Annotated in this window: 14 protein-coding genes; 8 read left to right on the top strand and 6 right to left on the bottom strand. The window is 71.5% G+C overall.

All coding sequences use genetic code 11. The features are described 5' to 3' along the window. The first annotated feature begins 162 nt into the window (after nt 1–162). The 5 genes from OG210_RS19795 (at nt 163) to OG210_RS19775 (ending at nt 8,523) form a co-directional block, all read left to right on the top strand. A complete protein-coding gene (locus OG210_RS19795; RefSeq protein ID WP_371537957.1) occupies nt 163–3,639 on the top strand; it encodes an FtsK/SpoIIIE domain-containing protein in 3,477 nt (1,158 codons plus the stop codon). A gap of 188 nt (nt 3,640–3,827) precedes the next feature. Further along, the gene (locus OG210_RS19790; RefSeq protein WP_328327131.1) at nt 3,828–5,204 is read left to right on the top strand and encodes an ABC transporter substrate-binding protein; all 1,377 of its coding nucleotides are present in this window, start codon (nt 3,828–3,830) and stop codon (nt 5,202–5,204) included. Between the two features lie 7 nt (nt 5,205–5,211). Beyond that, complete coding sequence (locus OG210_RS19785; RefSeq protein WP_371537954.1) at nt 5,212–6,561, top strand: carbohydrate ABC transporter permease; 1,350 nt, start codon at nt 5,212–5,214, stop codon at nt 6,559–6,561. Continuing rightward, nucleotides 6,558–7,484, top strand: a complete 927-nt coding sequence (locus tag OG210_RS19780) for a carbohydrate ABC transporter permease (RefSeq protein ID WP_371537952.1) — start codon at nt 6,558–6,560, stop codon at nt 7,482–7,484. Before OG210_RS19785 ends, OG210_RS19780 begins: the two co-directional genes overlap by 4 nt. A 241-nt stretch (nt 7,485–7,725) precedes the next feature. Next, nucleotides 7,726–8,523 (top strand): class I SAM-dependent methyltransferase, encoded by a 798-nt coding sequence (locus tag OG210_RS19775; protein WP_328327137.1) that lies wholly within the window; start codon nt 7,726–7,728, stop codon nt 8,521–8,523. A gap of 114 nt (nt 8,524–8,637) precedes the next feature. Here OG210_RS19775 and OG210_RS19770 read toward each other — a convergent pair whose 3' ends face one another. Both OG210_RS19770 and OG210_RS19765 read right to left on the bottom strand, forming a co-directional pair. Then, complete coding sequence (locus OG210_RS19770) at nt 8,638–10,641, bottom strand: glycosyltransferase family 2 protein (protein WP_371537949.1); 2,004 nt, start codon at nt 10,639–10,641, stop codon at nt 8,638–8,640. 180 nt (nt 10,642–10,821) lie between these two features. Beyond that, complete coding sequence (locus OG210_RS19765) at nt 10,822–11,445, bottom strand: TetR/AcrR family transcriptional regulator (protein ID WP_328327141.1); 624 nt, start codon at nt 11,443–11,445, stop codon at nt 10,822–10,824. A 243-nt stretch (nt 11,446–11,688) separates the two neighbouring features. Between OG210_RS19765 and OG210_RS19760 the strand changes: the two genes are divergently transcribed. Then, nucleotides 11,689–12,549: an ABC transporter permease gene (locus OG210_RS19760; protein WP_328335447.1), complete on the top strand. Its 861-nt coding sequence runs from the start codon at nt 11,689–11,691 to the stop codon at nt 12,547–12,549. 28 nt (nt 12,550–12,577) lie between these two features. Next, nucleotides 12,578–13,384 (top strand): ABC transporter ATP-binding protein, encoded by an 807-nt coding sequence (locus OG210_RS19755; RefSeq protein ID WP_328335448.1) that lies wholly within the window; start codon nt 12,578–12,580, stop codon nt 13,382–13,384. 71 nt (nt 13,385–13,455) lie between these two features. Here OG210_RS19755 and OG210_RS19750 read toward each other — a convergent pair whose 3' ends face one another. From OG210_RS19750 to OG210_RS19735, 4 genes are all read right to left on the bottom strand, one after another. Continuing rightward, on the bottom strand, nt 13,456–13,611 hold the full coding sequence (locus OG210_RS19750) for a hypothetical protein (protein WP_328327143.1): 156 nt from the start codon (nt 13,609–13,611) through the stop codon (nt 13,456–13,458). Nucleotides 13,612–13,963: 352 nt separating this feature from the next. Continuing rightward, nucleotides 13,964–18,940 (bottom strand): NAD-glutamate dehydrogenase, encoded by a 4,977-nt coding sequence (locus tag OG210_RS19745; RefSeq protein ID WP_328327145.1) that lies wholly within the window; start codon nt 18,938–18,940, stop codon nt 13,964–13,966. Between the two features lie 344 nt (nt 18,941–19,284). Next, nucleotides 19,285–20,004 (bottom strand): HAD family hydrolase, encoded by a 720-nt coding sequence (locus tag OG210_RS19740; protein ID WP_328327147.1) that lies wholly within the window; start codon nt 20,002–20,004, stop codon nt 19,285–19,287. A 102-nt stretch (nt 20,005–20,106) separates the two neighbouring features. Then, complete coding sequence (locus OG210_RS19735; protein WP_328327149.1) at nt 20,107–20,613, bottom strand: hypothetical protein; 507 nt, start codon at nt 20,611–20,613, stop codon at nt 20,107–20,109. Nucleotides 20,614–20,961: 348 nt separating this feature from the next. Here OG210_RS19735 and OG210_RS19730 point away from each other — a divergent pair, with 348 nt between their 5' ends. Then, entirely contained in the window at nt 20,962–21,360 is a 399-nt protein-coding gene (locus OG210_RS19730) for an Rv3235 family protein (protein ID WP_328327151.1), read from the top strand. The last annotated feature ends 76 nt before the right edge of the window (nt 21,361–21,436 follow it).

The following is a 21,436-nucleotide window of genomic DNA, read 5'->3' as shown; positions in this document are numbered from 1 at the left end:
AGCGGTGACCCCCGGGCGTGTTGTCAGTGGCAGATGCGAGGATGCCTCCAGCACGGAGTTGTGGGGTCGGGAGTCCCGTGAAGCCGTGCCGACCTGCCGGGTGGGGGAGATCACAGGGCGGCTCCTGCCAGGCACCCTCCGCAGAAGGGACCGCTGACGGCTATGCAGATCCGGCTGACCGTCCTCGCGCCGCGCAGCGGCCGCTCCGCGTCCGAGGCGCGCTCCTGCGACGTGCTCGTCACAGCCCCCGCCGGGGCCGCGCTGGCCACGGTCGCGTCCGGCCTCGCCACGGCGGCCGCAGGCCCGGAGGGCACGGGGTCCGGGAGCGTGGTGCTGTACGCGGGCGGGCACCGCCTCGACCTGCAGCGCTCCGCGCTGGGCGAGCCCCCGCTGGTGGACGGAGCGGTGCTCTCGCTCCAGGTCCCCGCCGAGGAGGACGACCGGGGAGACGGATCGGCCACCCAGCTCCATGTGGTCGCCGGGCCGGACGCGGGCGGTGTCCATCTGCTGCACGGCGGCCGGATCCGTATCGGCCGCTCCGCCGAGGCGGACGTCCCGCTGGACGACCCGGACGTCTCACGGATGCACTGCACGGTGACGGTGCAGCAGGACGGCCGGGTGACGGTCGCCGACCTCGGCTCGACGAACGGCACGACGCTGGACGGTTCCGGTGTCGGCGACGCCCCGGTCCGTATGACACCCGGGTCCCTGCTCCGGGTCGGCGAGTCGGCGCTGCGGATCACCACGGCGACCGGCGGCGCGCAGGGTGGCGTCCAGGACCGGGTGCTCACGGCGGTCCCGGACGGCGAGGGCCATCTGCGGGTGGTCCGCGACGGCACGGCCCCGGACGGCGGGCCGGGGTCCGGTTCCGAGTCCGCTTCCGGTTCCGCTTCCGGCTTCGCCGGTAGTACGTCGGCGGGCGCCGGTGCGGCCGGTTACGGGGCGGGCGAGCCCCGTCACGCCTCCGTGCCCGCGCAGGCCACCGGGCCCACCGGTGGCCGCCCGGCCGGTGCCCTTCCCGGAACGCGCCCGGCCCCCGCCGCCCCGCCGGAGCCCCGGATACCCGAGCAGGGCGGCAGCCCTGACAGCGGCCCGGGCCCAGGACCCGGCGGCGGACCGAGCTCGCGGCGGGTCAGCGCGGTCGCGGCCCAGCGGCCGCACGACCCCTACAGCAATCTGTACGACGAGGCCGCGACGGCCTACGCCCAGGACCCCGGGTTCACCTCCCGGGGCCGCCAGGGCACGCCCCCGCGCGGCACCAGGCTCCGGTCCGACCGGGGCGCGGAGACCCACGAGCGGACACCGGACGGCCACGGCAGCGCCCGTACCCGCGGCACCGCCGACGGCGACAGCGGTGCGGACAGCACCGGCACCGGCACCCGCGGCGGCAACGCCCGCAACAGCGCCGACGCCGCCCCCGATGCGGACGAAAGCGCCCGCAGACGCGGCGGTATAGGCGCCTGGGCGAGGCGGCTCGCGGGCAGCCGGCCCGACGCCGTACGCGACAGGCCGGCGGAGCAGTCCGCCGACCCGTCCGGCGCGCCACCGGCCCCGGCCGCCGGGATCCCCGGCGCGGACATCTGGCCCGACCCGGCCGCCCTGCTGCTCACCGCGCTGGGGCCGGGCCCCCGGCTCTGGGAGCGCACCCCCGGCCACCGTGAGGCGCTCGTCATCCGGCTCGGCACCGCCGACCGGACCGGCCCCGGCGGGGCCGGCGTGGTGCCCGCGGTCCCGGTGACCGTCTCACTGCGCGAGGCCGGTTCGCTGGGGCTCGCGGGCCCCCGCGAGCGGCTGGCCGGTCTGGCCCGTTCGGCGGTCGCCCAGCTCGCCGCGCTGCACCCGCCGACGGACCTGGAGATCGTACTGGTCAGTACGGACCGGGCCCGTCCGCTGGAGGCGCGCAGGTCCGACTGGGGCTGGCTCGGCTGGCTGCCGCATGTGCGGCCCGCCCACGGCCAGGACTGCCGGCTCCTCCTCGCGTACGACAGGGACCAGGCGACCGCCCGCACCGCCGAGCTGGTGCGCCGGCTGGACGACAGTCCGCTCGGCACCGGCTGGGCCTCTGCCGACCCGGGGACGGTCTCGGCGGCAGCCGGGCGGTACGACGGCCCCTGCACCCTGCTGATCGTGGACGGCGACCCCGGCTCGGCCGCCCTGCGCGAGACCACCGCACGGCTGGCATCCGCGGGCGCCGCCTGCGGGGTCCATGTCCTCTGCCTCGCCGAGACGGCGGCGGCCTCCCCCGCGTCTCCGCTCGAAGCGACCTATGAGGCGGCCTGCACCGCCTCGCTCGCCTTCCGCGAGTGCGGCGCCGCCGCGCTGCTGAGCGGCGACGTGGCCACCTCGCTGCGGCTGCTGCGCACCGCGCGCGGGATCCATCCGGCGGCCGGCGGGCAGTCCGCGAGCCGCGGCACGTTCGCCGTGGTCGACGCGGTGTCGGCGGCCTGGGCCGAGCGGTTCGGCCGGGCGCTCGCACCGCTGCGGGCCGACGCGTCGGCGGCCGGCACCCCCGCCCGGCAGGCCGCGGCGCTGCCCGCGTCGTCCCGGCTGCTCGACGAGCTGGGGCTGGCCCGTGCCACCCCCGCCTCGCTGATGGCCCGCTGGGCGGCGGCGGCCGAGACGACCGCCGTGCTCGGCGCGGGCCCCCGCGGCCCCGTCACCGTGGACCTGGCGACCGAGGGTCCGCATCTGCTGGTCGAGGGCCCGGCGGGCAGCGGCCGTACGGAGCTGCTGCGCGCCGCGGCGGCCTCGCTGGCGGCAGCCGCCAGGCCGGACCGGCTCGGGCTGATCCTGGTCGACGGCGCGGGCGGTGAGCGCGGCGAGGGCCTCCGCGCCTGCACGGAACTGCCGCACACCTCGACCCATCTGGTGGCGTCCGACCCGGTCCGGATGCGGGAGTTCGCGCAGGCGCTCGGCGGCGAGCTGAAGCGCCGGGCCGAGCTGCTGGGCGCCGGGAGCTTCGCCGAGTGGCACCGGACCCGTGAGGTGGCGGAGCGAATGGTGGGCCGACGGCAGCCCGGCCCGGCCGAGCAGAACGGCGACATCGAGTCGCCGACCAGCGGCACCCTGCGGCTTCGCCCGGCCGGAGCGCGTACGGACCCGATGCCGGAACCCACCCCGCTCCCCCGCCTCGTGGTGATCGTCGACGACTTCGACGCGCTGGTCGCACCGGCGCTCGGCAGCCCCGGACGCCCCACCGCGGGCTCGGTCGTCCGGGCGCTGGAGGCGGTGGCCAGGGAAGGTGAGCGGCTCGGCGTCCATCTGATCGCCGCTTCGGCCCGGCCGGACCGTACGGCCGACACCGAGCTGGCCAGGGTCAGCAGGCTGCGGGTGGTGCTCGACGCCCCGCCGGCCTCCCCCGCGCCGGACGCACCCGCACCGGGCCGGGGCAGGCTGGGCCGCCCCGACGGCGAGGTGACACCGTTCCAGGGCGGCAGGGTCACCGGCCGCATTCCGCGTACGGCGACGCTGCGCCCCACCGTCGTACCCCTGGAGTGGGAGCGGATGGGCGACCCGCCCGACCGCCGCCCCGTCCGCGAACTCGGCAACGGGCCAACGGACTTGGCCCTGCTGGCCAGCGCCCTGGAACGGGCCGCCAGGTCCGTCGACGCGATGTCCATACCCGCCCTGAATGCCTGACTGCCCGAAGGGCATGTCCGACATGCTCGCCTGACGTAACGTCACAGGCCCATCACAATCGAATAGTTGGACCAAGGCCCGGTATTGCGGCGCCGGAGTCACTCGGCGTAGGACTGTGCTCACGGGACAACGGCGTCGCCGACGTCATGGGCGCGCCGACCGCACGCGCATGGGAGAGGTCGGGGCAAATGCGCACAACAGGCACAGCTCTACGTTCACGCAGGACCGTTCTCGCGGTGGTGGCCGCGGGCTCGCTCGTCCTGGCCGCGGGATGCGGCGGCGGCAGCAACAGCAAGAAGGGCAGCGGGAGTGACAAGCCCGCGGGGCAGAGCAGTGCTTCCGGCGTCGAGCTGCCCAAGCTGAGTGGTACGAAGCTCGAAGTGGCCGCGGTCTGGACCGGCCCCGAGCAGGCGAACTTCGTCAAGGTGCTGAAGGAGTTCGAGAAGCGGACCGGAGCGTCGGTCACCTTCGTGCCCGCGCAGGACCCGATCGTCAACTTCCTCGGTACGAAGATCGCGGGCGGCGCCCCGCCGGACGTGGCGATGATGCCGCAGGTGGGCGCGATCACCCAGGCCGTGGCCAAGAAGTGGGCCAAGCCGGTGGGCCCGGACGCGAAGGCGCAGCTGGACAAGAACTACTCGCAGGTCTGGAAGGACCTCGGCGCGGTCGGCGGCAAGCAGTACGGCGTGTACTTCAAGGCCGCCAACAAGTCCCTGGTCTGGTACAACGCCAAGGTGTTGCAGAACGCGGGGGCGACCGAGCCCAAGACCTGGCCGCAGTTCCTCAAGACCGCGGAGACCGTGTCGGCATCGGGTGTCACACCGGTCTCGGTCGGCGGCGCGGACGGCTGGACCCTGACCGACTGGTTCGAGAACGTCTATCTCTCCCAGGCGGGCCCGGACAAGTACGACCAGCTGGCCCAGCACAAGATCAAGTGGACGGATCCGTCGGTCAAGGCCGCGCTGACCACGCTCGCGCAGCTCTTCGGCAAGCCGTCGCTCATCTCGGGCGGTGCGGACGGCGCGCTCCAGACCGAGTTCCCGGCGTCGGTCACCCAGACCTTCACCGGCGGTGACCAGCCCAAGGGCGCGATGGTCTTCGAGGGCGACTTCGCGCAGACCAACATCGCGCAGACCAAGGCGAAGGTGGGCACCGACGCGAAGGTCTTCCCGTTCCCCGCAGTGGGCGCCAAGGCCCCGGTGGTGACCGGCGGCGACGCCGCGGTGATCCTCAAGGACTCCAAGGGCGCGCAGGCGCTGCTGACCTGGCTGGCGTCCACGGACGCGGCGAAGATCGCCGCGGGCTCGGGCGGCTTCGTCTCGCCCAACAAGGGCCTGGACCTGTCGGCCTACCCCAATGACGTGCAGCGCACCATCGCCAAGGCCCTGGTCGCGGCGGGCGACGATATCCGCTTCGACATGTCGGACCAGGCACCGCAGTCCTTCGGCGGCACACCGGGCAAGGGCGAGTGGAAGGACCTCCAGGACTTCCTGAAGAACCCGAAGGACATCGCGGGGACCCAGCAGAAGCTGGAGTCCGACGCGGCCAAGGCGTACAAGAACTGACGCCGCGATGACCTCCGCTGTCGCGGGGGACGTCCTCAACGGGGCGCCCCCCGCCGGAAAGCCGCACAAGAGCGTGACAGGCACACGTAAAGCCCTGGCGGCGGCTTTCCTGCTGCCCGCCCTGGTGCTGCTCGGCGCGCTCGTGGTCTACCCGATCGGGTATTCGGTCTACCGGTCCTTCTTCGACCAGGCAGGCTCCAGTTTCATCGGCATCGACAACTACAAGACCCTCTTCACCGACGACGCGATCCGCACCGCGATCAAGAACACCGCGATCTGGGTCGTGGTCGCCCCGACCGTCGCCACCGTGCTCGGCCTGATCTTCGCCGTACTCACCGAACGGGTGCGCTGGGGAACGGCGTTCAAGCTGGTCGTCTTCATGCCGATGGCCATCTCGATGCTCGCGGCCGGCATCATCTTCCGGCTGGTGTACGAGCAGGATCCGGGGCGCGGAGTGGCTAACGCCGTCTGGGTGGGCGTGCACGACACCTTCGCCGAGTCGGCGGGGTATCCGGGTGCGCACCCGCTGCCGGGGGCCCCGCTGAAGTCCGGCGGCGGTGGCTCGTTCGTCACCAGGCAGCCGGTGCACGCGGGTACCCCGGTCCGGCTGCCGCTCGTCGGCGTGCTGCCCACGAAGATGCCGTCGTCGGCGAAGCCCGCCAAAGCCCCGGAGGCCGCGGCCGGTTCGGTGACCGGCACGGCCTGGCTGGACTTCACCCTGGGCGGCGGCGGCAGGCCGAACATCATCGACCCCAAGGAGCTGGGGCTCAAGGGCGTCACGGTCGAGGCGGTCAAGGACGGCAAGGTGGTGGCGAGCGCCAAGGCGGCGCCCGACGGTACGTTCACCCTGCCCGCGAAGGCGGACGGGGCGCTGCTCCGGCTCCCCGACTCGAACTTCCGCGAGCCGTACAACGGCGTCAACTGGCTCGGGCCGACCCTGGTCACCCCGTCGATCATCGGCAGTTACGTCTGGATGTGGGCCGGATTCGCCATGGTCCTGATCGCGGCGGGCCTGGCCGGTCTCCCGCGTGAACTCCTCGAACAGGCCCGGGTGGACGGGGCCAGTGAGTGGCAGGTCTTCCGCCGGATCACCGTCCCGCTGCTCGCGCCGGTCCTCGCGGTGGTGCTGGTCACGCTGATGATCAACGTCCTGAAGATCTTCGACCTGGTCTTCATCGTGGCGCCCGGCTCCTCGCAGGACGACGCGAACGTCCTGGCGCTCCAGCTCTACCGCTCGTCGTTCGGTACGGACGCGGATCTGGGCACCGGCAGCGCCATCGCCGTACTGCTGCTGCTCCTGGTCGTCCCGATCATGCTCGTCAACATCCGCAGGATGCGGAAGGAGGGGCGCCGATGACCACCGAAGCCCAGGTTCCCGCACCACGGGCCCCCGGCGAGCGGCTGTCCGCGGCCCCGGCGGCGAAGCCGAAGGAGCCGCTGGCCTCCCGGATCGCGGCTCGCGCGGGCGGCAGCGTGATGCGGGTCTTCCTCGTCCTGGTCGGCCTGTTCTGGCTGATGCCGACGATCGGCCTGCTGCTCTCCTCGCTGCGCGGCTCGTCCGACATCGCGGCGTCCGGCTGGTGGAAGGTCTTCACAGCGCCCTCGCAGCTGACCTTCGACAACTACTCCAAGATCCTCGACAACAAGGTCATCACCGACTCGCTGCTCAGCACGGTCATGATCACCGTCCCGGCGACCCTCCTGGTGGTGGTCATCGGCTCGCTGGCCGCGTACGCCTTCGCGTGGATGGACTTCCCGGGCCGCGACTGGTGGTTCCTGGTCGTGGTCGGCCTGCTGGTCGTGCCGGTCCAGGTGGCCCTGATCCCGGTCTCGAAGCTCTTCGGCGAGATCGGGCTCTTCGAGACCACGGCGGGGGTGGTCCTCTTCCATGTGGCGTTCGGGCTGCCGTTCGCGATCTTCCTGCTGCGCAACTTCTTCGCGGAGATCCCGAGGGAACTCCTGGAGGCGGCGCGGCTGGACGGGGCCGGGGAGATCAGGCTGTTCACCAGAGTCGTGATGCCGCTCGGCGGTCCGGCCATCGCCTCGCTGGGGATCTTCCAGTTCCTCTGGGTGTGGAACGACATGCTGGTCGCCCTGATCTTCGCGGACTCCAAGCACCCGCCGATCACGGTCGCGCTCCAGCAGCAGGTCAGGCAGTTCGGCAACAACATCGACGTGCTGGCACCCGGCGCGTTCATCTCGATGGTGATCCCGCTGGCGGTGTTCTTCGCGTTCCAGCGGCAGTTCGTCAACGGCGTCATGGCGGGCGCGGTGAAGTAGACCGCCGGGGCGGGACGCCTGCGGGCAGGTGGACGGACAGCGGACGGGCGGGCCCGATTCCCGGGTGTACGGGGTACGGACCCGCCTGTCCGCCGCGTACCGGGCCGGGGCGTGCGTCTGCCCGAAAGGGTGGTTCGGGCGGCCGGGATGTGCTCCGGCGCAACTGCGTCATGGCGCCTTCGTTAAGCCCGACATGGCCTTTTGATCACGATGTGCCATCCCCCCACGTGAGAGAGCCCCCATGCACAGGCACGAATTCCTGCAGCGGCTGCACGCGGTGCTGAAGCCGCGCACCTATCTGGAGATCGGGACCAACGACGGGCGGAGCCTCGCCCTCTCCCGCGTCCCCAGCATCGCGGTCGACCCGGCCCCGAAGATCCGGACGCAGCTGCACTGCGACCTCCAGCTGATCACGGCGACCAGCGATACCTTCTTCGCCGGCCGGCAGCCGATGGGTCATCTGATGAGCTGCCGCAATCCGCTGCGCAACATGCGCAAGGGCCGTCCACTGCTCGGCGCGTACACCGGTGCCAACCAGGTCGATCTGGCGTTCATCGACGGGATGCACCTGTTCGAGTACGCGCTCCGCGACTTCATCAACACCGAGCGGTTCACCGGCTGGTCGAGCGTGGTGGTGCTCGACGACATGCTGCCGCGCAACAACGCGGAGGCCCTCCGCGACCGGGCAGTGCCGTCCGGCCCGTGGACCGGGGACGTCTACAAGTTCATCCCGGTGGTGGCCAGGCACCGGCCGGATCTGATCACCGTCCAGGTCGACACCCAGCCGACCGGTGTCTTCCTGGTGTTCGGCATGGACCGGTCGAACACCGCCCTCAAGGACGGGTACGACGGGATCATCCAGGAGTGGCTGACACCGGACCCGCAGAAGGTCCCGGAGGCGCTGCTCGAACGGGTGGAGGCCGTCGAGCCCGAGGCCCTGCTCGGCTCCCGGATCTGGCCGGCGCTGGCCCGCAGGCGGGGCAGGACCGCCGGCCTGCGGACGGTACGCCGGGAACTGGCGGCCCTGCGCGGCTACTGAGCCGCTTCGCAACGGCCGCACGTACGAGGAACGGCCGCACCGTACGAGGAGGGGGCGCGGAGGATGACCTCCGCGCCCCTTAAGCCCCCGAAGCCCGCGCCCGCTGCCGCGCCTCTATCGCGTCGCAGCCATCCGCCGCATCTTGCGCACCACCCGCCCCAGCACACTGCGCCGGAGCGTCCGCCTCAGCCGGGCCCGCCGGTGCGCCAGGCTCTCGCGCGGGCGGCGGACCGTCAGCGCGCCGGAGGCCCCGGAGGCGACGAGCACCAGCGGCAGCGGCGTGCGCTCCGCGTCCTCACCGCCGACGCTCACCGCCATCTCCCAGGTGCCTGCCGTCAGTTGCCCGGCGGGCCGCTCGGCGCACAGAACCGTTCCCGCGCGCCCCTTGGACGTGGTCAGCGTCGCGGCCACCCGTACGGTGCCGCCCGAGCCCCTCCGGTCGGTGAGGTGGAGCTCGGCGGGTGCTCCGTCGGCGGCCTCGGTGTGCAGCGGCAGCAGCATTTCGAGCAGCAGCGGTTCGTCCATCACCCGGACCTCCCGCACGCCGAGCTTCCGGTACTCCCCGCGGAGGACGCTGGTCGTCGCGCCGACGTCGAGCGAGAGGTTGCCGTGCGACGCCGTCCAGTACGGCACGACGACCTGGGCGGGCTCGCCCACCACGGCCGCCTCCCGGCCGGCCGTGACCGCCTCGGTCCGTACCGAGCCGAGCCTGACGTTCTTGTTCCATCCGCTCTGATGGACACGCACCAGTACGTCCCAGATACCGGCGCCCAGCGGTGCGCCGCCGGCCGCTGTGCCGGGGGTGACCGTCGCCGTGCCCCGCAGCACCAGCCGGAACTCGCCGGCCCGCGGGCCGTCCACCCGCTCCCGGGTGAACTCGACGGGCTGGTAGAACTCGGCGGCGCTCGACCGCTCCCGTACCACCAGTTCGGCCTTGGCCCGGTCGGCGGCCGCCAGGGGCTTCACCCCGAGCTGCGCGAGCGTCTCGGGGCTGTCCAGACCTTCGGGCAGGCCGATCAGCTCGTCGCCGCCGTCCCTGACGTAGTGGACCGGCTCGTCCCCCGCCTCGAGTCCGGCGGTGAACGCCAGCTTCAGCGTGCCGTCCTCCCAGGCGAGCCCGGTGAGTTCGGCGTGTGCGGCGATGTCGCGCTCCCAGCGGGCGAAGTGCTCGACGTCCTGGTAGCGGTCGGCCCTGATGAGCGCGCCGACGAGCTGCTGTGTGGGCAGCAGGGACGCGGAGACCCCCGGGCCGAACCGCTCCACGACGAGCTTGTGCATCTCCTGGAACATGTCCTGCCGGTAGCCGTCGTCCGGCGTGGCCAGCAGCCGGGCGCCGCGCATCCGCTCGATCATCTCGTTGCGGAACCAGCGGCGGTGCAGCTTGTCGCGCAGCGGTCCCGGTTCGGTGTACTTCTCCACGACGTCGAGCGCCTCGCCCAGGTTGTGGAAGTAGCCCACCGGCTCGATGCGCCGGAAGCCCGCGTTAGAGGCGTCGTCCCGCTTGACGTGGTAGTAGCAGACGTAGTCGCTGACCACGGCGACGCTCTTCGCCCGCAGGTACGCCTCCGTGACGAAGACGTGGTCCTCCAGCCGGCGGCGCCCTTCGAGGAAGCGCAGCCCCGTCTCGTCCAGGAAGGACCTGCGGAACATCTTGTGCGGGGTGAGGCTGTCGATCAACGGGGCGTTCCTGACCGTGGCGCGTGGCCGGTTGACGCGGAAGAGCTCGCGCGGCACGGGCCGCCCCTTACCGGCCATCTTGCCCACGACGACATCGGCGCCGTTCTTGACGCCGTAGTCGTACATCCGCTCCAGCGCTTCGTCGCCCAGCCAGTCGTCGTTGTCGACGAACATGACGAACTCGCCCCGCGCTGCGGCGATCCCCACGTTGCGCGGCTTGCCCGACCAGCCGGAGTTCTCCTGGTGGACGACATGGATCAGCGGGTGTTCCTCGGCGAGCCGGTCCAGCCGCTCGCCGGTGCCGTCCGTGGAACCGTCGTCCACGAAGATCGCTTCGTAGGCGTCGTCAGGAAGTGACTGTCTCAGCAGCGATGCGATGCAGTCCTCGATATAGGGCCCCGGGTTGTAGACCGGAATGATCACGCTGACTTTGATCGTCATGCTGTGCACTCGTTTCCCACTGCTCTGCGCCGGCGATCTCTCGTTGCGGGTGCACAGTACTATCGCCGGGAACATCCGCCCCATCGGGTCGGCCTGCCGTGTCCGCGGGGATCCGCCGCGTTCATCGCTGCTCAGCGGCCGGCCCCGGCCCGGTACCCGTCCCGGACGCCCACCCCGCCGTCACGCCTTGAGCGCCGCCACCGCCGCCGCCGCGAGTCCGTCCAGGTAGCCCTTGGGCAGGCCGTCCCTGACCACCGCGAGCCGCCAGTAGAGCGGCCCCACGATCAGTTCGAGCGCCCGGGCGGGGTCGGCGTCGGCCGGGAGCTCACCGCGGGCCACCGCGTCGCGGACCACCGCGGCGGCGACGCCCTTCTGGTTGTCGAGCAGCGCCGCCTTGATCGCGTCGGCGATCTCCGGCTGCCGGGCGGCCTCGACCAGCAGATCGGGGATGACCTGGGAGGCGACCGGGTGCCGCAGCGCCGTCGACGCCACGGCGAGCAGAGCGCGCACATCGCCGTACAGCGAACCGGTCGCGGGCGCGGGCAGGCCCTGCGCCGCGAACGCCGTGACCAGGTCCAGGACCAGGTACAGCTTCGACTTCCAGCGGCGGTAGACCGCGGTCTTGCCGACTCCGGCCCGGCGGGCGATGGCCTCGATGGACATCCGCGCGTATCCGACGGACGCCAGTTCCTCGAAGACGGCGGCACGGATCGCCTCCGTCACGTCCTCGCGGAGCACGGCGGCCCCGGCGGGGGCGCGGCGGGTCGTACGGGGATCAGTCGTACGGGGATCAGGGGATGCCATGGGGAGAAGTTTACCTATTCGTCGCGACGAGACGGTTGCGTTTCGACGTCATTCCGTCCTAACCTCGGCGTTACGACGATACGGATCCGTTGCGACGTATGTCGGGGGCGTTCACTTCCGCCCCTCCCGTGTGAATCCCGTCGAACTCCGTCGAAAGCGAATGCTGTGATCCCCACGACAGCCCGGAACGCGCCCGCCACGGAGGCGGCGGTTCCGCGGGTCTCCCCGCAGCCCCCGCAGGATCTGGCCGCGCTGGCCGCCGCACACGGCCTGACCATCAGCGGCGCCCGCCCCCCGCTGTTCACGTACATCCGGCAGACCTGGGGGCGCAGGCACTTCATCACCGCCTTCGCCACCGCCCGGCTGACCGCGCAGTACAGCCAGGCGAAGCTGGGGCAGGTCTGGCAGATCATGACGCCGCTGCTGAACGCGGCGGTCTACTACTTCATCTTCGGCGTCCTGCTCGGCACCAGCCACGGCGTCCCCGACTTCATCCCGTTCCTGGTGACCGGCGTCTTCATCTGGACGTTCACCAGCAACTCGATCCAGACGGGCACCCGCGCCATCAGCGGCAGCCTGGGCCTGGTGCGGGCCCTGCACTTCCCGCGGGCCTCGCTCCCGATCGCGTACGCCGTCCAGCAACTGCAGCAGCTGCTGTTCTCGATGGGTGCGCTGATCGTCATCCTGGTCTGCTTCGGCGAGTACCCGAAGGCCAGCTGGCTGCTCGCGATCCCCGCGCTGGTGCTCCAGGCGATGTTCAACACCGGGCTGTCGATGGTCATGGCCAGGCTCGCCGCCAAGACCCCGGACGTCTCGCAGCTGATGCCCTTCATCCTGCGCACCTGGATGTACGTCTCGGGCGTGATGTGGAGCATCAAGAAGGTGCTGGCGCACGACAACCTGCCGCACCTCGTCCTGCTGGGGCTCCAGTGCAACCCGGCCGCGGTCTACATCGACCTGATGCGCTACGCGCTCATCGGCAGCTACAAGGCGAACCAGCTCCCCCCGCACGTGTGGGCGCTGGCCATCGGCTGGGCGGTCGTCGCAGGGGTGGGCGGCTTCATCTACTTCTGGAAGGCAGAGGAGCAGTACGGACGTGGCTGAGAACCCGGTGGACACCCTGACCCCGACCATGACGCCCATCACGGTGCCGGCGGCCCCCGCGGGCCCGACGGCCCCGGCGGCCCCGACCGTCATCGCCGACGACCTGCACATCGTCTACAAGATCCAGGGCACCGGATCCGGCAAGGGCAGCGCGACCTCCGCCCTCAACCGGATCGTCTCCCGCAAGCCCCGGCCGGGCACCCGCGAGGTGCACGCCGTCCGGGGGGTGACCTTCGTCGCGCACAAGGGCGAGGCCATCGGCCTGATCGGCTCCAACGGGTCCGGCAAGTCGACCCTGCTGAAGGCCGTCGCCGGGCTGCTGCCGGCCGCGTCGGGCCGGGTCTACACCCAGGGCCAGCCGTCGCTGCTCGGCGTCAACGCCGCCCTGATGAGCGATCTGACCGGCGAGCGCAATGTGATCCTCGGCGGCCTGGCCATGGGGATGACGCGCGAGGAGGTCCGCGAGCGCTACCAGGAGATCGTCGACTTCTCCGGCATCAACGAGAAGGGCGACTTCATCTCGCTGCCGATGCGGACGTACTCATCGGGCATGGGCGCACGGCTGCGCTTCTCCATCGCGGCGGCCAAGAGCCACGACGTGCTGATGATCGACGAGGCGCTCTCCACCGGCGACGCGAGGTTCCAGCGCCGCAGCCAGGACCGGATCGCCGAACTGCGCGAGTCGGCGGGCACCGTCTTCCTGGTCAGCCACAGCAACAAGTCGATCCTGGAGACCTGCGAGCGGGCCATCTGGCTGGAGTCGGGGACGATGCGGATGGACGGCCCGGCGGATGAAGTCGTCGCCGCCTACGAGGAGTTCACCTCGAAGAAGTGACCCCGCCGCACGGCTGAGCGCACCGTGCGCTCAGCAGCCCCGCCGGGTCAGCCGCCCCATGCCCGTTGTACTCAGCCGCCCCGCCGGGTGCTGCTCCAGAGCCGGAGCAGCACCCGGTCCGGTTCTTCGCCTCCCGCAAGCAGCGCGGCCGCACCCGGCCGGCAGCCCGCGGGCAGACCGTTCCCGGTGACCAGCCGGTACAGCACGGGCGCGGGCCCCGGCAGCATCAGCAGCTCCCCCAGCGTCCAGCAGCGCGGCGCGCACCTCCTGCGGCAGGTCCGCCGGTGCGGCGCCGATGTGGCGCATCCTGCTGGACGGGCTGCGCCAGCCGGAGCATCTGGGCCATCTCGGACTCGGCCGGGTGCAGATCGCGGCCCAGGACCCCGACCGAGCCGGCCGCGGCCTGGCGCCGCGATCCGCCACCGCCGCCGGGAGACGCCGCGGCCCCGACCCGCCTGTACTGACAACAGGCGGACCGGGGCCGGGGCCGCAGCCAGGGCTGCGGCTGGGGCACGCGAGGCGTGCCCCCCGATCACGGGGGCACGCACACGGCGTGCCCCCGCATCACACTTCGACGCCTCAGACGTGCGTCCGCAGGAGCGAGCGCATCGTTCGCATCGCGACCGACAGGTTCGCCAGGTCGAAGGCGTCCGAGGTCTGGATCTCGTCGAGCGTGGTGCGCGCACGGCCCAGGATCGAGGCGTTCTTCTCCTCCCAGCCCTGGAAGCGCTCCTCAGGCGTCGATGCGCCGTTCCCCGCCGAGAGCACGTCGAGGGTGAGCCCGGCGTGCGCCGCGTACAGGTCCGCGCGGATGGAGGCGCGGGCCATGGACTGCCAGCGGTCGGCCCGCGGCAGTTCGATGATCCGGTCCATCAGCTGGGAGATCGCCAGCCGGTCGCCGAGGTCGTAGTACACCTCGGCGACGGCCATCGGGTCCTTGTCCGTACGGTCGGCGATCGCCACGATGTCCAGCGCGGGGAAGGCCCCCGAGAACCCGGCGACCTGCCCGGCCAGCTCCTCCGGCACGCCGGCAGCGGTCAGCTCGTCCAGGATGCCCTGGTACCACTCCAGGTCGTCGCCCTTGAGCAGGTTCGGCAGCTCCCGCCAGACCTTCGACACACCCTCGGTGAAGAAGGCGATGGTCTCGCTGAGGTCGAGCGGCTGCGGACGGTTGCCGAGCAGCCAGCGCGCACCGCGTTCCACGAGCCGGCGCGAGTGCAGCCTGATGCGGGTCTGGACATCGGCCGCGACCTTGTTGTCCAGCTCCTCGACGGCGTCCCACACCTCGGCCAGGCCGAAGATCTCACGGGCTGCCGCCTGCGCCCGTACGATCTCCTCGATCGAGGCGCCCGTCTCCTCCCGGAGCCGGTGCAGGAAGGTCGAACCACCGGTGTTCACCGTGTCGTTGACCAGGACCGTCGTGATGATCTCGCGACGCAGGGCGTGCCCCTCGATCGCTTCGGGGTAGCGCTCACGCAGCGGCTTGGGGAAGTACGCGTGCACCAGCTTCTGCAGGTACGGGTCGTCCGGCAGATCGGTGCTGATCAGCTCCTGAGCGGCGGTGATCTTGGTGTACGCGAGGAGCACTGCCAGCTCGGGCTGGCTCAGCCCCTTGCCCGCGTTGAGCAGTTCACGGACCTGGCGGTCGGTCGGCAGGAACTCCAGCGCCCGGTTCAGATGCCCGTCGCGGACCAGCCTGCGCATGAAGCGCTGGTGGGCGTGGAGCAGTGACGGGGCCTGGGCCTCGGCGTTGGCGAGCGCGGTGTTCTGCGCGTAGTTGTTGCGCAGGACCAGGGCGCCGACCTCGTCGGTCATCGACGCGAGGATCTTGTTGCGCTGCTTGACGGTCAGATCGCCCTCGGTGACCATCCCGTTGAGCAGGATCTTGATGTTCACCTCGTGGTCGGAGGTGTCCACGCCCGCGCTGTTGTCGATCGCGTCGGTGTTGATCTTGCCGCCGGTGCCGTCGCCGCCGGACCTGGCGTACTCGATACGGCCGAGCTGGGTCAGGCCCAGGTTGCCGCCCTCGCCGACGACCTTGGCGCGCAGGTCCTCGCCGTTGATCCGGATGGCGTCGTTGGCCTTGTCGCCGACGTCCGCGTTGGACTCGGCGGAGGACTTCACGTACGTCCCGATGCCGCCGTTCCACACCAGGTCGACCGGGGCCTTGAGGATCGCCCTCATCAGATCGGCCGGGGTCATCTTGGCCACGCCCGACTCGATGCCGAGCGCCTCACGGACGTGGGCGTTGAGCGGGATCGACTTGGCGCTGCGCGGGTGGATGCCACCGCCGGACGAGAGCAGGGCGGTGTTGTACTCGGCCCACGAGGAGCGCGGCATCTCGAACAGCCTGCGCCGCTCGGCGTAGGACGTCGCCGCGTCCGGGGTCGGGTCGATGAAGATGTGCCGGTGGTCGAAGGCGGCGACCAGGCGGATGTGCTCGGAGAGCAGCATGCCATTGCCGAAGACGTCACCGGACATGTCGCCGACGCCGACCGTGGTGAAGTCCTCGGTCTGGGTGTCGTGGCCGAGCTCCCGGAAGTGCCGCTCGACGGACTCCCAGGCGCCGCGGGCCGTGATGCCCATGCCCTTGTGGTCGTAACCGGCGGAGCCACCGGACGCGAAGGCGTCCCCGAGCCAGAAGTCGTACGACTCGGCGACCGCGTTGGCGATGTCGGAGAAGGTCGCGGTGCCCTTGTCGGCGGCGACGACGAGGTAGGTGTCGTCCTCGTCGTGGCGTACGACACCGGTGGGCGGCACGACCTCGCCGGCCACCAGGTTGTCGGTGATGTCGAGCAGCGCGGAGATGAAGGTCTTGTACGCCGCGATGCCCTCGGCCATCCAGGCGTCCCGGTCCACGGACGGGTCGGGCAGCTGCTTGGCGACGAAGCCGCCCTTGGCGCCGACCGGCACGATCACCGTGTTCTTGACCATCTGCGCCTTGACCAGGCCGAGCACCTCCGTACGGAAGTCCTCACGCCGGTCGGACCAGCGCAGCCCGCCTCGGGCGACCTTCCCGAATCGCAGGTGCACGCCCTCGACGCGCGGCGAGTACACCCAGATCTCGTACGCCGGGCGCGGCGCGGGCAGGTCGGGGATGGCCTGCGGGTCGAACTTCATGGAGACGTACGGGTGGTGCGCGCTGTGCTCGGTGCCCCGGCCCTTACGGTCGCCGCTCTCGTCCGCGCTCTGGAAGAAGTTGGTCCTGAGCGTCGCCTTGATGACGGTGAGGAAGGAGCGCAGGATGCGGTCCTCGTCCAGGCTCGCCACCTGGTCGAGCGCGCCGTCGAGCTCTTCGAGCAGCCCGTCGGTCAGCTCGGTGCCGGCCCGCTGGCGGCCCGGCGACATCCGGGCCTCGAAGAGCGAGACGAGCAGCCGGGTGGTGTGGACGTTGTTGCGGAGGGTGTCCTCCATGTAGTCCTGGCTGAAGGTCGATCCGGCCTGGCGCAGGTACTTGGCGTACGCGCGCAGCACCATCGCCTGCCGCCAGGTCAGCCCGGCGCCGAGCACCAGCGCGTTGAAGCCGTCGTTCTCGGCCTCGCCGGTCCAGGTAGCGGCGAACGCGTCCTGGACCCGCTCCCTGGCGTCATCGGCGAGGTGTTCGCCCCCCTCGATCTGCGGGATCCGCAGCCCGAAGTCGTAGATCCAGGCGTGCGTACGGTCGGCGCAGCGCAGCTCGTACGGGCGCTCGTCGGTGACCTCGACGCCCAGCTTCTGGAGCACCGGGAGCACCGCGGAGAGGGAGACCTGCGAGCCGATCCGGTAGATCTTGAAGCGGCGCTCGCCGGGGGCCGCGCCCACCGGCTCGTACAGCGAGAGCGCGAAGTCCTTCTCGCCCGGCTGGAGGTGTTCGAGGTGGCCGAGGTCGGCGACGGCGGCACGCGGCGAGTGGTCCGCCTTGTAGCCCTCGGGGAAGGACTGGCCGTAGCGGCGCAGCAGTTCGGCGGCGCGCTCCTCGCCGCACTCGGCGGTCAGCGCCTCGCCGAACCCGTCGGCCCAGGAGCGCGCGGCCTCGACGAGCTTGGCCTCGATCCGGTCCGCGTCGGCGTCGGTGAGCTCGGTCAGCTCGGTGCCCGCGGGGACCCGCACGACGAAGTGCAGCCGGGAGAGGATGGACTCGGTGTTGCGCGCGGTGAAGTCGACGCTGGTGCCGCCGAGCTCCTCCTTGAGGATGTCGATGAGGCGCAGCCGCACCGCGGTCGTGTAGCGGTCGCGCGGCAGGTAGATGAGCGCCGAGTAGTAGCGGCCGTACTCGTCCTGGCGCAGGTAGAGCCGGAGCCTGCGCCGCTCCTGGAGGTAGAGCACGCTGGTGACGATGGAGCGCAGCTGGTCGACGGGCGTCTGGAACAGCTCGTCGCGCGGGTACGTCTCCAGGATCTGCATCAGGTCGCGGCCGTCGTGGCTGTTGGGCGTGAAGCCCGCGCCTTCGAGGACCTCGGCGACCTTGCGGCGGAGGACGGGGACCCGGCGTACGGACTCGGTGTACGCGGCGGAGGAGAACAGCCCGAGGAAGCGCCGCTCGCCGACGACGTTGCCCTTGGCGTCGAACTTCTTCACGCCGACGTAGTCGAGGTAGCTGGGGCGGTGCACGGTCGAGCGGCTGTTGGCCTTGGTGAGTACGAGGATCTTGTGCTCACGGGCCTTGGCACGGGCGTCGGCCGGCAGCCTGCCGAACGACGGCGAGACCGGGTGCTCCTCGTCGACGCTGTGGTGCGGGTCGGAGCGGAGGATGCCGAGCCCGGTGCCGGGCACCGCGGTCAGCGAGTCGTCGTCCGTCAGCCGGTACTCGCGGTAGCCGAGGAAGGTGAAGTGGTCCGCGGCGAGCCAGCGCAGCAGCTCACGGGACTCCTCCACCTCGCGTACCGGCAGATCGGCCGCGGTCGGCTCTGCGGGCAGCTCGTCGGCGATGCGCACAGCGGCGTCACGCATCTTGTCCCAGTCCTCGACGGTCTCCCGTACGTCGGAGAGCACGCGCAGGAGGTCCGTGGTGATCTGCTTCAGATCGCCGCGCTCGGTCTCGCGGTCGATCTCCACATGGATCCAGGACTCGATCAGGGCGTCGTGGACGCCCTCGCCGGTCTCGTCCTTGCCGAGCACCTCGATGAGCTTGCCGGTCACGTCACGGCGTACCAGGAGCTGCGGGTGGATCACGACGTGGATGCCGCGGCCCTGGCGGGTCAGCTCATTGGTGACCGAGTCGACCAGGAACGGCATGTCGTCGGTGACGACCTCGACGACCGTATGGCTGCAGGTCCAGCCGTTCTCCTCGACGCTCGGGGTGTGCACCCGGACGTTCGCGGTGCCCTGCGGGCGCTTCTCGGCGAGCCGGTAGTGCGAGAGTGCCGCCCCGAACGCGTCCTCGGGGTCACGGTTCTCGATGTCCTCCGGAGCCGTGTGCAGGTAGTAGCGCTGGAGGTACGCAAGGACCATGTCCCGGTCCGGACTCCCCCCGCTCGTGGACCCGCCCGGAAGTTGTCCTCCCGCCGGGCTGTTCTCAGCCACCTGGGCCGCGCGTGCGAGCAGTTCGTCCTTGGGTTCGTCCAGCTTGGTCTGCATGTCCTCTGGCTCCTGTCGCGCGCCGTTGCGTGACGTAGGTGAAAGAAGCGGCACAACGCCACGACCACGACGCGAGGTATCCGGTCGAAGTCGACGTTATGCCGCAATGAGAGATACCCGTGACGTTATTGGCCATTTTCGGAGGCCGGTCCGGGTGAGGGGTGCCAGCGATGACCCGGACACCGTAGTGCTCCGGGCGCAGGGCGGAGGCGTCAATGCCCCCGCGAGATATCGCGCTGATCACGGGACCTAGGCTATCCCGCCCGGACCGGTGGACGTCACCGGCCGCATCTGTACAAGTCGGCACACCGCACTTCGACACTTCGGCCAGGTGCGAAAACCGGTCAGAGTGCCCAGTCGCGTGCGGTACTGACCGCCTCCGCCAGCGAGTCCACCACCGGCACCCCGGCGGTCTCCAGGCTGGCCCGGCTGTGCGATCCGCCCGTGTACAGCACGGCCCGTGCCCCGGCGTGCGCGGCCGCCACCGCGTCGTCGACCGCGTCACCGATCACCACGACGCGCTCCGGAACGACACCGTCGAGCCCGGCCAGGTGGCGCACCATGTGCTCCGCCTTCCCCCCGTTCGACGGACCGGTCCTGCCGTCCACACGCAGGAAGTGCCGCTCGATCCCGTGCGTCCGCACGATCGGTATCAACTGGTCGTGCGGCGCCAGCGAACAGAGCGACTGGGTCAGCCCGGCCGCCTGCCACTCCCTGAGCAGCTGCTCCGCCCCCGGAGCGAGCCCCGCCTGTTCGGCAAGCGCCCAGTAGTGCCGGTGGAAGGCCTCGTCCATGACAGCCCACTCGGCGTCCGTCGGCAGCCGGCCCATCAGCCGTTCGTAGAACCGCGGAACGGGCACGCAGTACAGGTCCCGGTACCGCTCCAGCGTGATCGGCGCCAGACCGGCCTCGCCGAACGAGGCGTTCGTCGCCGCGATCACCGCGTCGATGTCGTGGAACAGCGTCCCGTTCCAGTCCCAGACGATGTGCGTCCCCGCCGGTGCACCCGGCCCCGTGCCCGTGCCCGTGTCCGTGACCGCGTTCGTGCCCGCGTCCGTACTCATGTCCAGCCCCCGTTCGAACCTCTCCCGGACCGGGCGGGGCACCGCCCGTCTCCCGCTCTCCCCACTTCGACAACCGTACGCGGGGGGTCCGACAACGGACCTTCAGGCGATCAGATGCGGGATCTCCTGCACACCGAACCAGAGCAGTTCGTGGTCCTCGGCGCCGTCCACCGTGAACTGCGCGTCGTCGTCCCCGTGGTCGGCAGCGCCCAGCGCACCGGCCGCGGCCGCGACATCCGGCTCGGCGTCGTCCGCGTCGGCGTGGACGGCCGCGGCCTTCGACAGCGGCACGGCGGAGGCGATCCGCACCTCGCCGAGCGAGCTCGCGTCGAGACCGCGGTCCGGGTCGGCCACCGCGTCCTGGTCCGGCACGTCGACAGCGACGACCACCCGGCGGCGGGCGATGCCCGGGTCCCCGGCCAGCAGCCGCAGCGAGGCCGATGCGGCCCGGTTGAGCGCCGCGTACTCCAGCTCCTCGATGTCGTCGGAGACGTACCACTCCCGCAGGCCGGGCGTGACGGCGTAGGCGGTCAGCGGTCCTGGGCCCAGTTCGCCCGCCGCGTGCGCCGCTGCGAGACCGGGGAGGGTCAGTGGGACGTACACACGCATGGCCGGCCGCTTTCGTCGTCGGATGGGGCGCCCCGGGCTCCGTCCGGAGGACCGGAGGACGGCCCGGCAGAGCCCGGTGATGCCTGATGAAGAGGGTCCCAGGATACGTACCGGGTCCCCCTTCGTGGCGCCGGGAGCAGCCCGGGACGGCGTCCACCCGGTGGCGCCCGGGAGCACGCCGTATCCGCCCGTGCCACCGGCCCGTCACCCGGATAGGTGATCCTGGACGGCACCGCACGCGCGCCTCCGGCTCCCTTGCCACGGCTTCGCGGCCCCCCGTAGAAGAGGCGCAACAGAAGCTACCGCCCGGTATCGAACCGGGCCCGGCAGAGCGGGGGCTCTCACCACATGCAGCGGACCAGGCCGGCGGGCCGGCACGACCAGCACAGGCCAGGAACCACCCCGATCCAGCGCCGCCGGCTCAAGCCGCACTACTGGTTCGCCGAACGGCTCCTCGCCGTACTCAGCGGGCAGCGGCCGGTCCACTGGATGCTCGGGCACACCATCGGTGCGGCCTACGACCAGCTGGTGCTCCTGGCACCGGGCACACCGCTGCGCGCACCGGGCGTGCGGCCCGTCGTACGGCACTGCGGCGAGTTCGTCCCGGCGCCCGGCGTGATCGAGGCGTTCGCCAGGATCGGCTCGGGCGAGCACGTACAGGCGATGGCGTTCCGGCTCGAACAGGGCGCCGATCTGCGCTGGCGGTGCGCCGCGGTGGAACTGGGCGGCGAACGCGTCGGCGTATGACCGGTCAGCCGTACAGAAAGGGCCGGGCCGGACACCGCTGATTCCGCGGTGTCCGGCCCGGCCCTCACGACATGCG

It is taken from the genome of Streptomyces sp. NBC_00466 (genome assembly GCF_041433995.1).
Lineage (GTDB): Bacteria > Actinomycetota > Actinomycetes > Streptomycetales > Streptomycetaceae > Streptomyces.
Note: the sequence above shows the minus strand (reverse complement) of the source record. Positions and strands in the feature narration are given on the sequence as shown.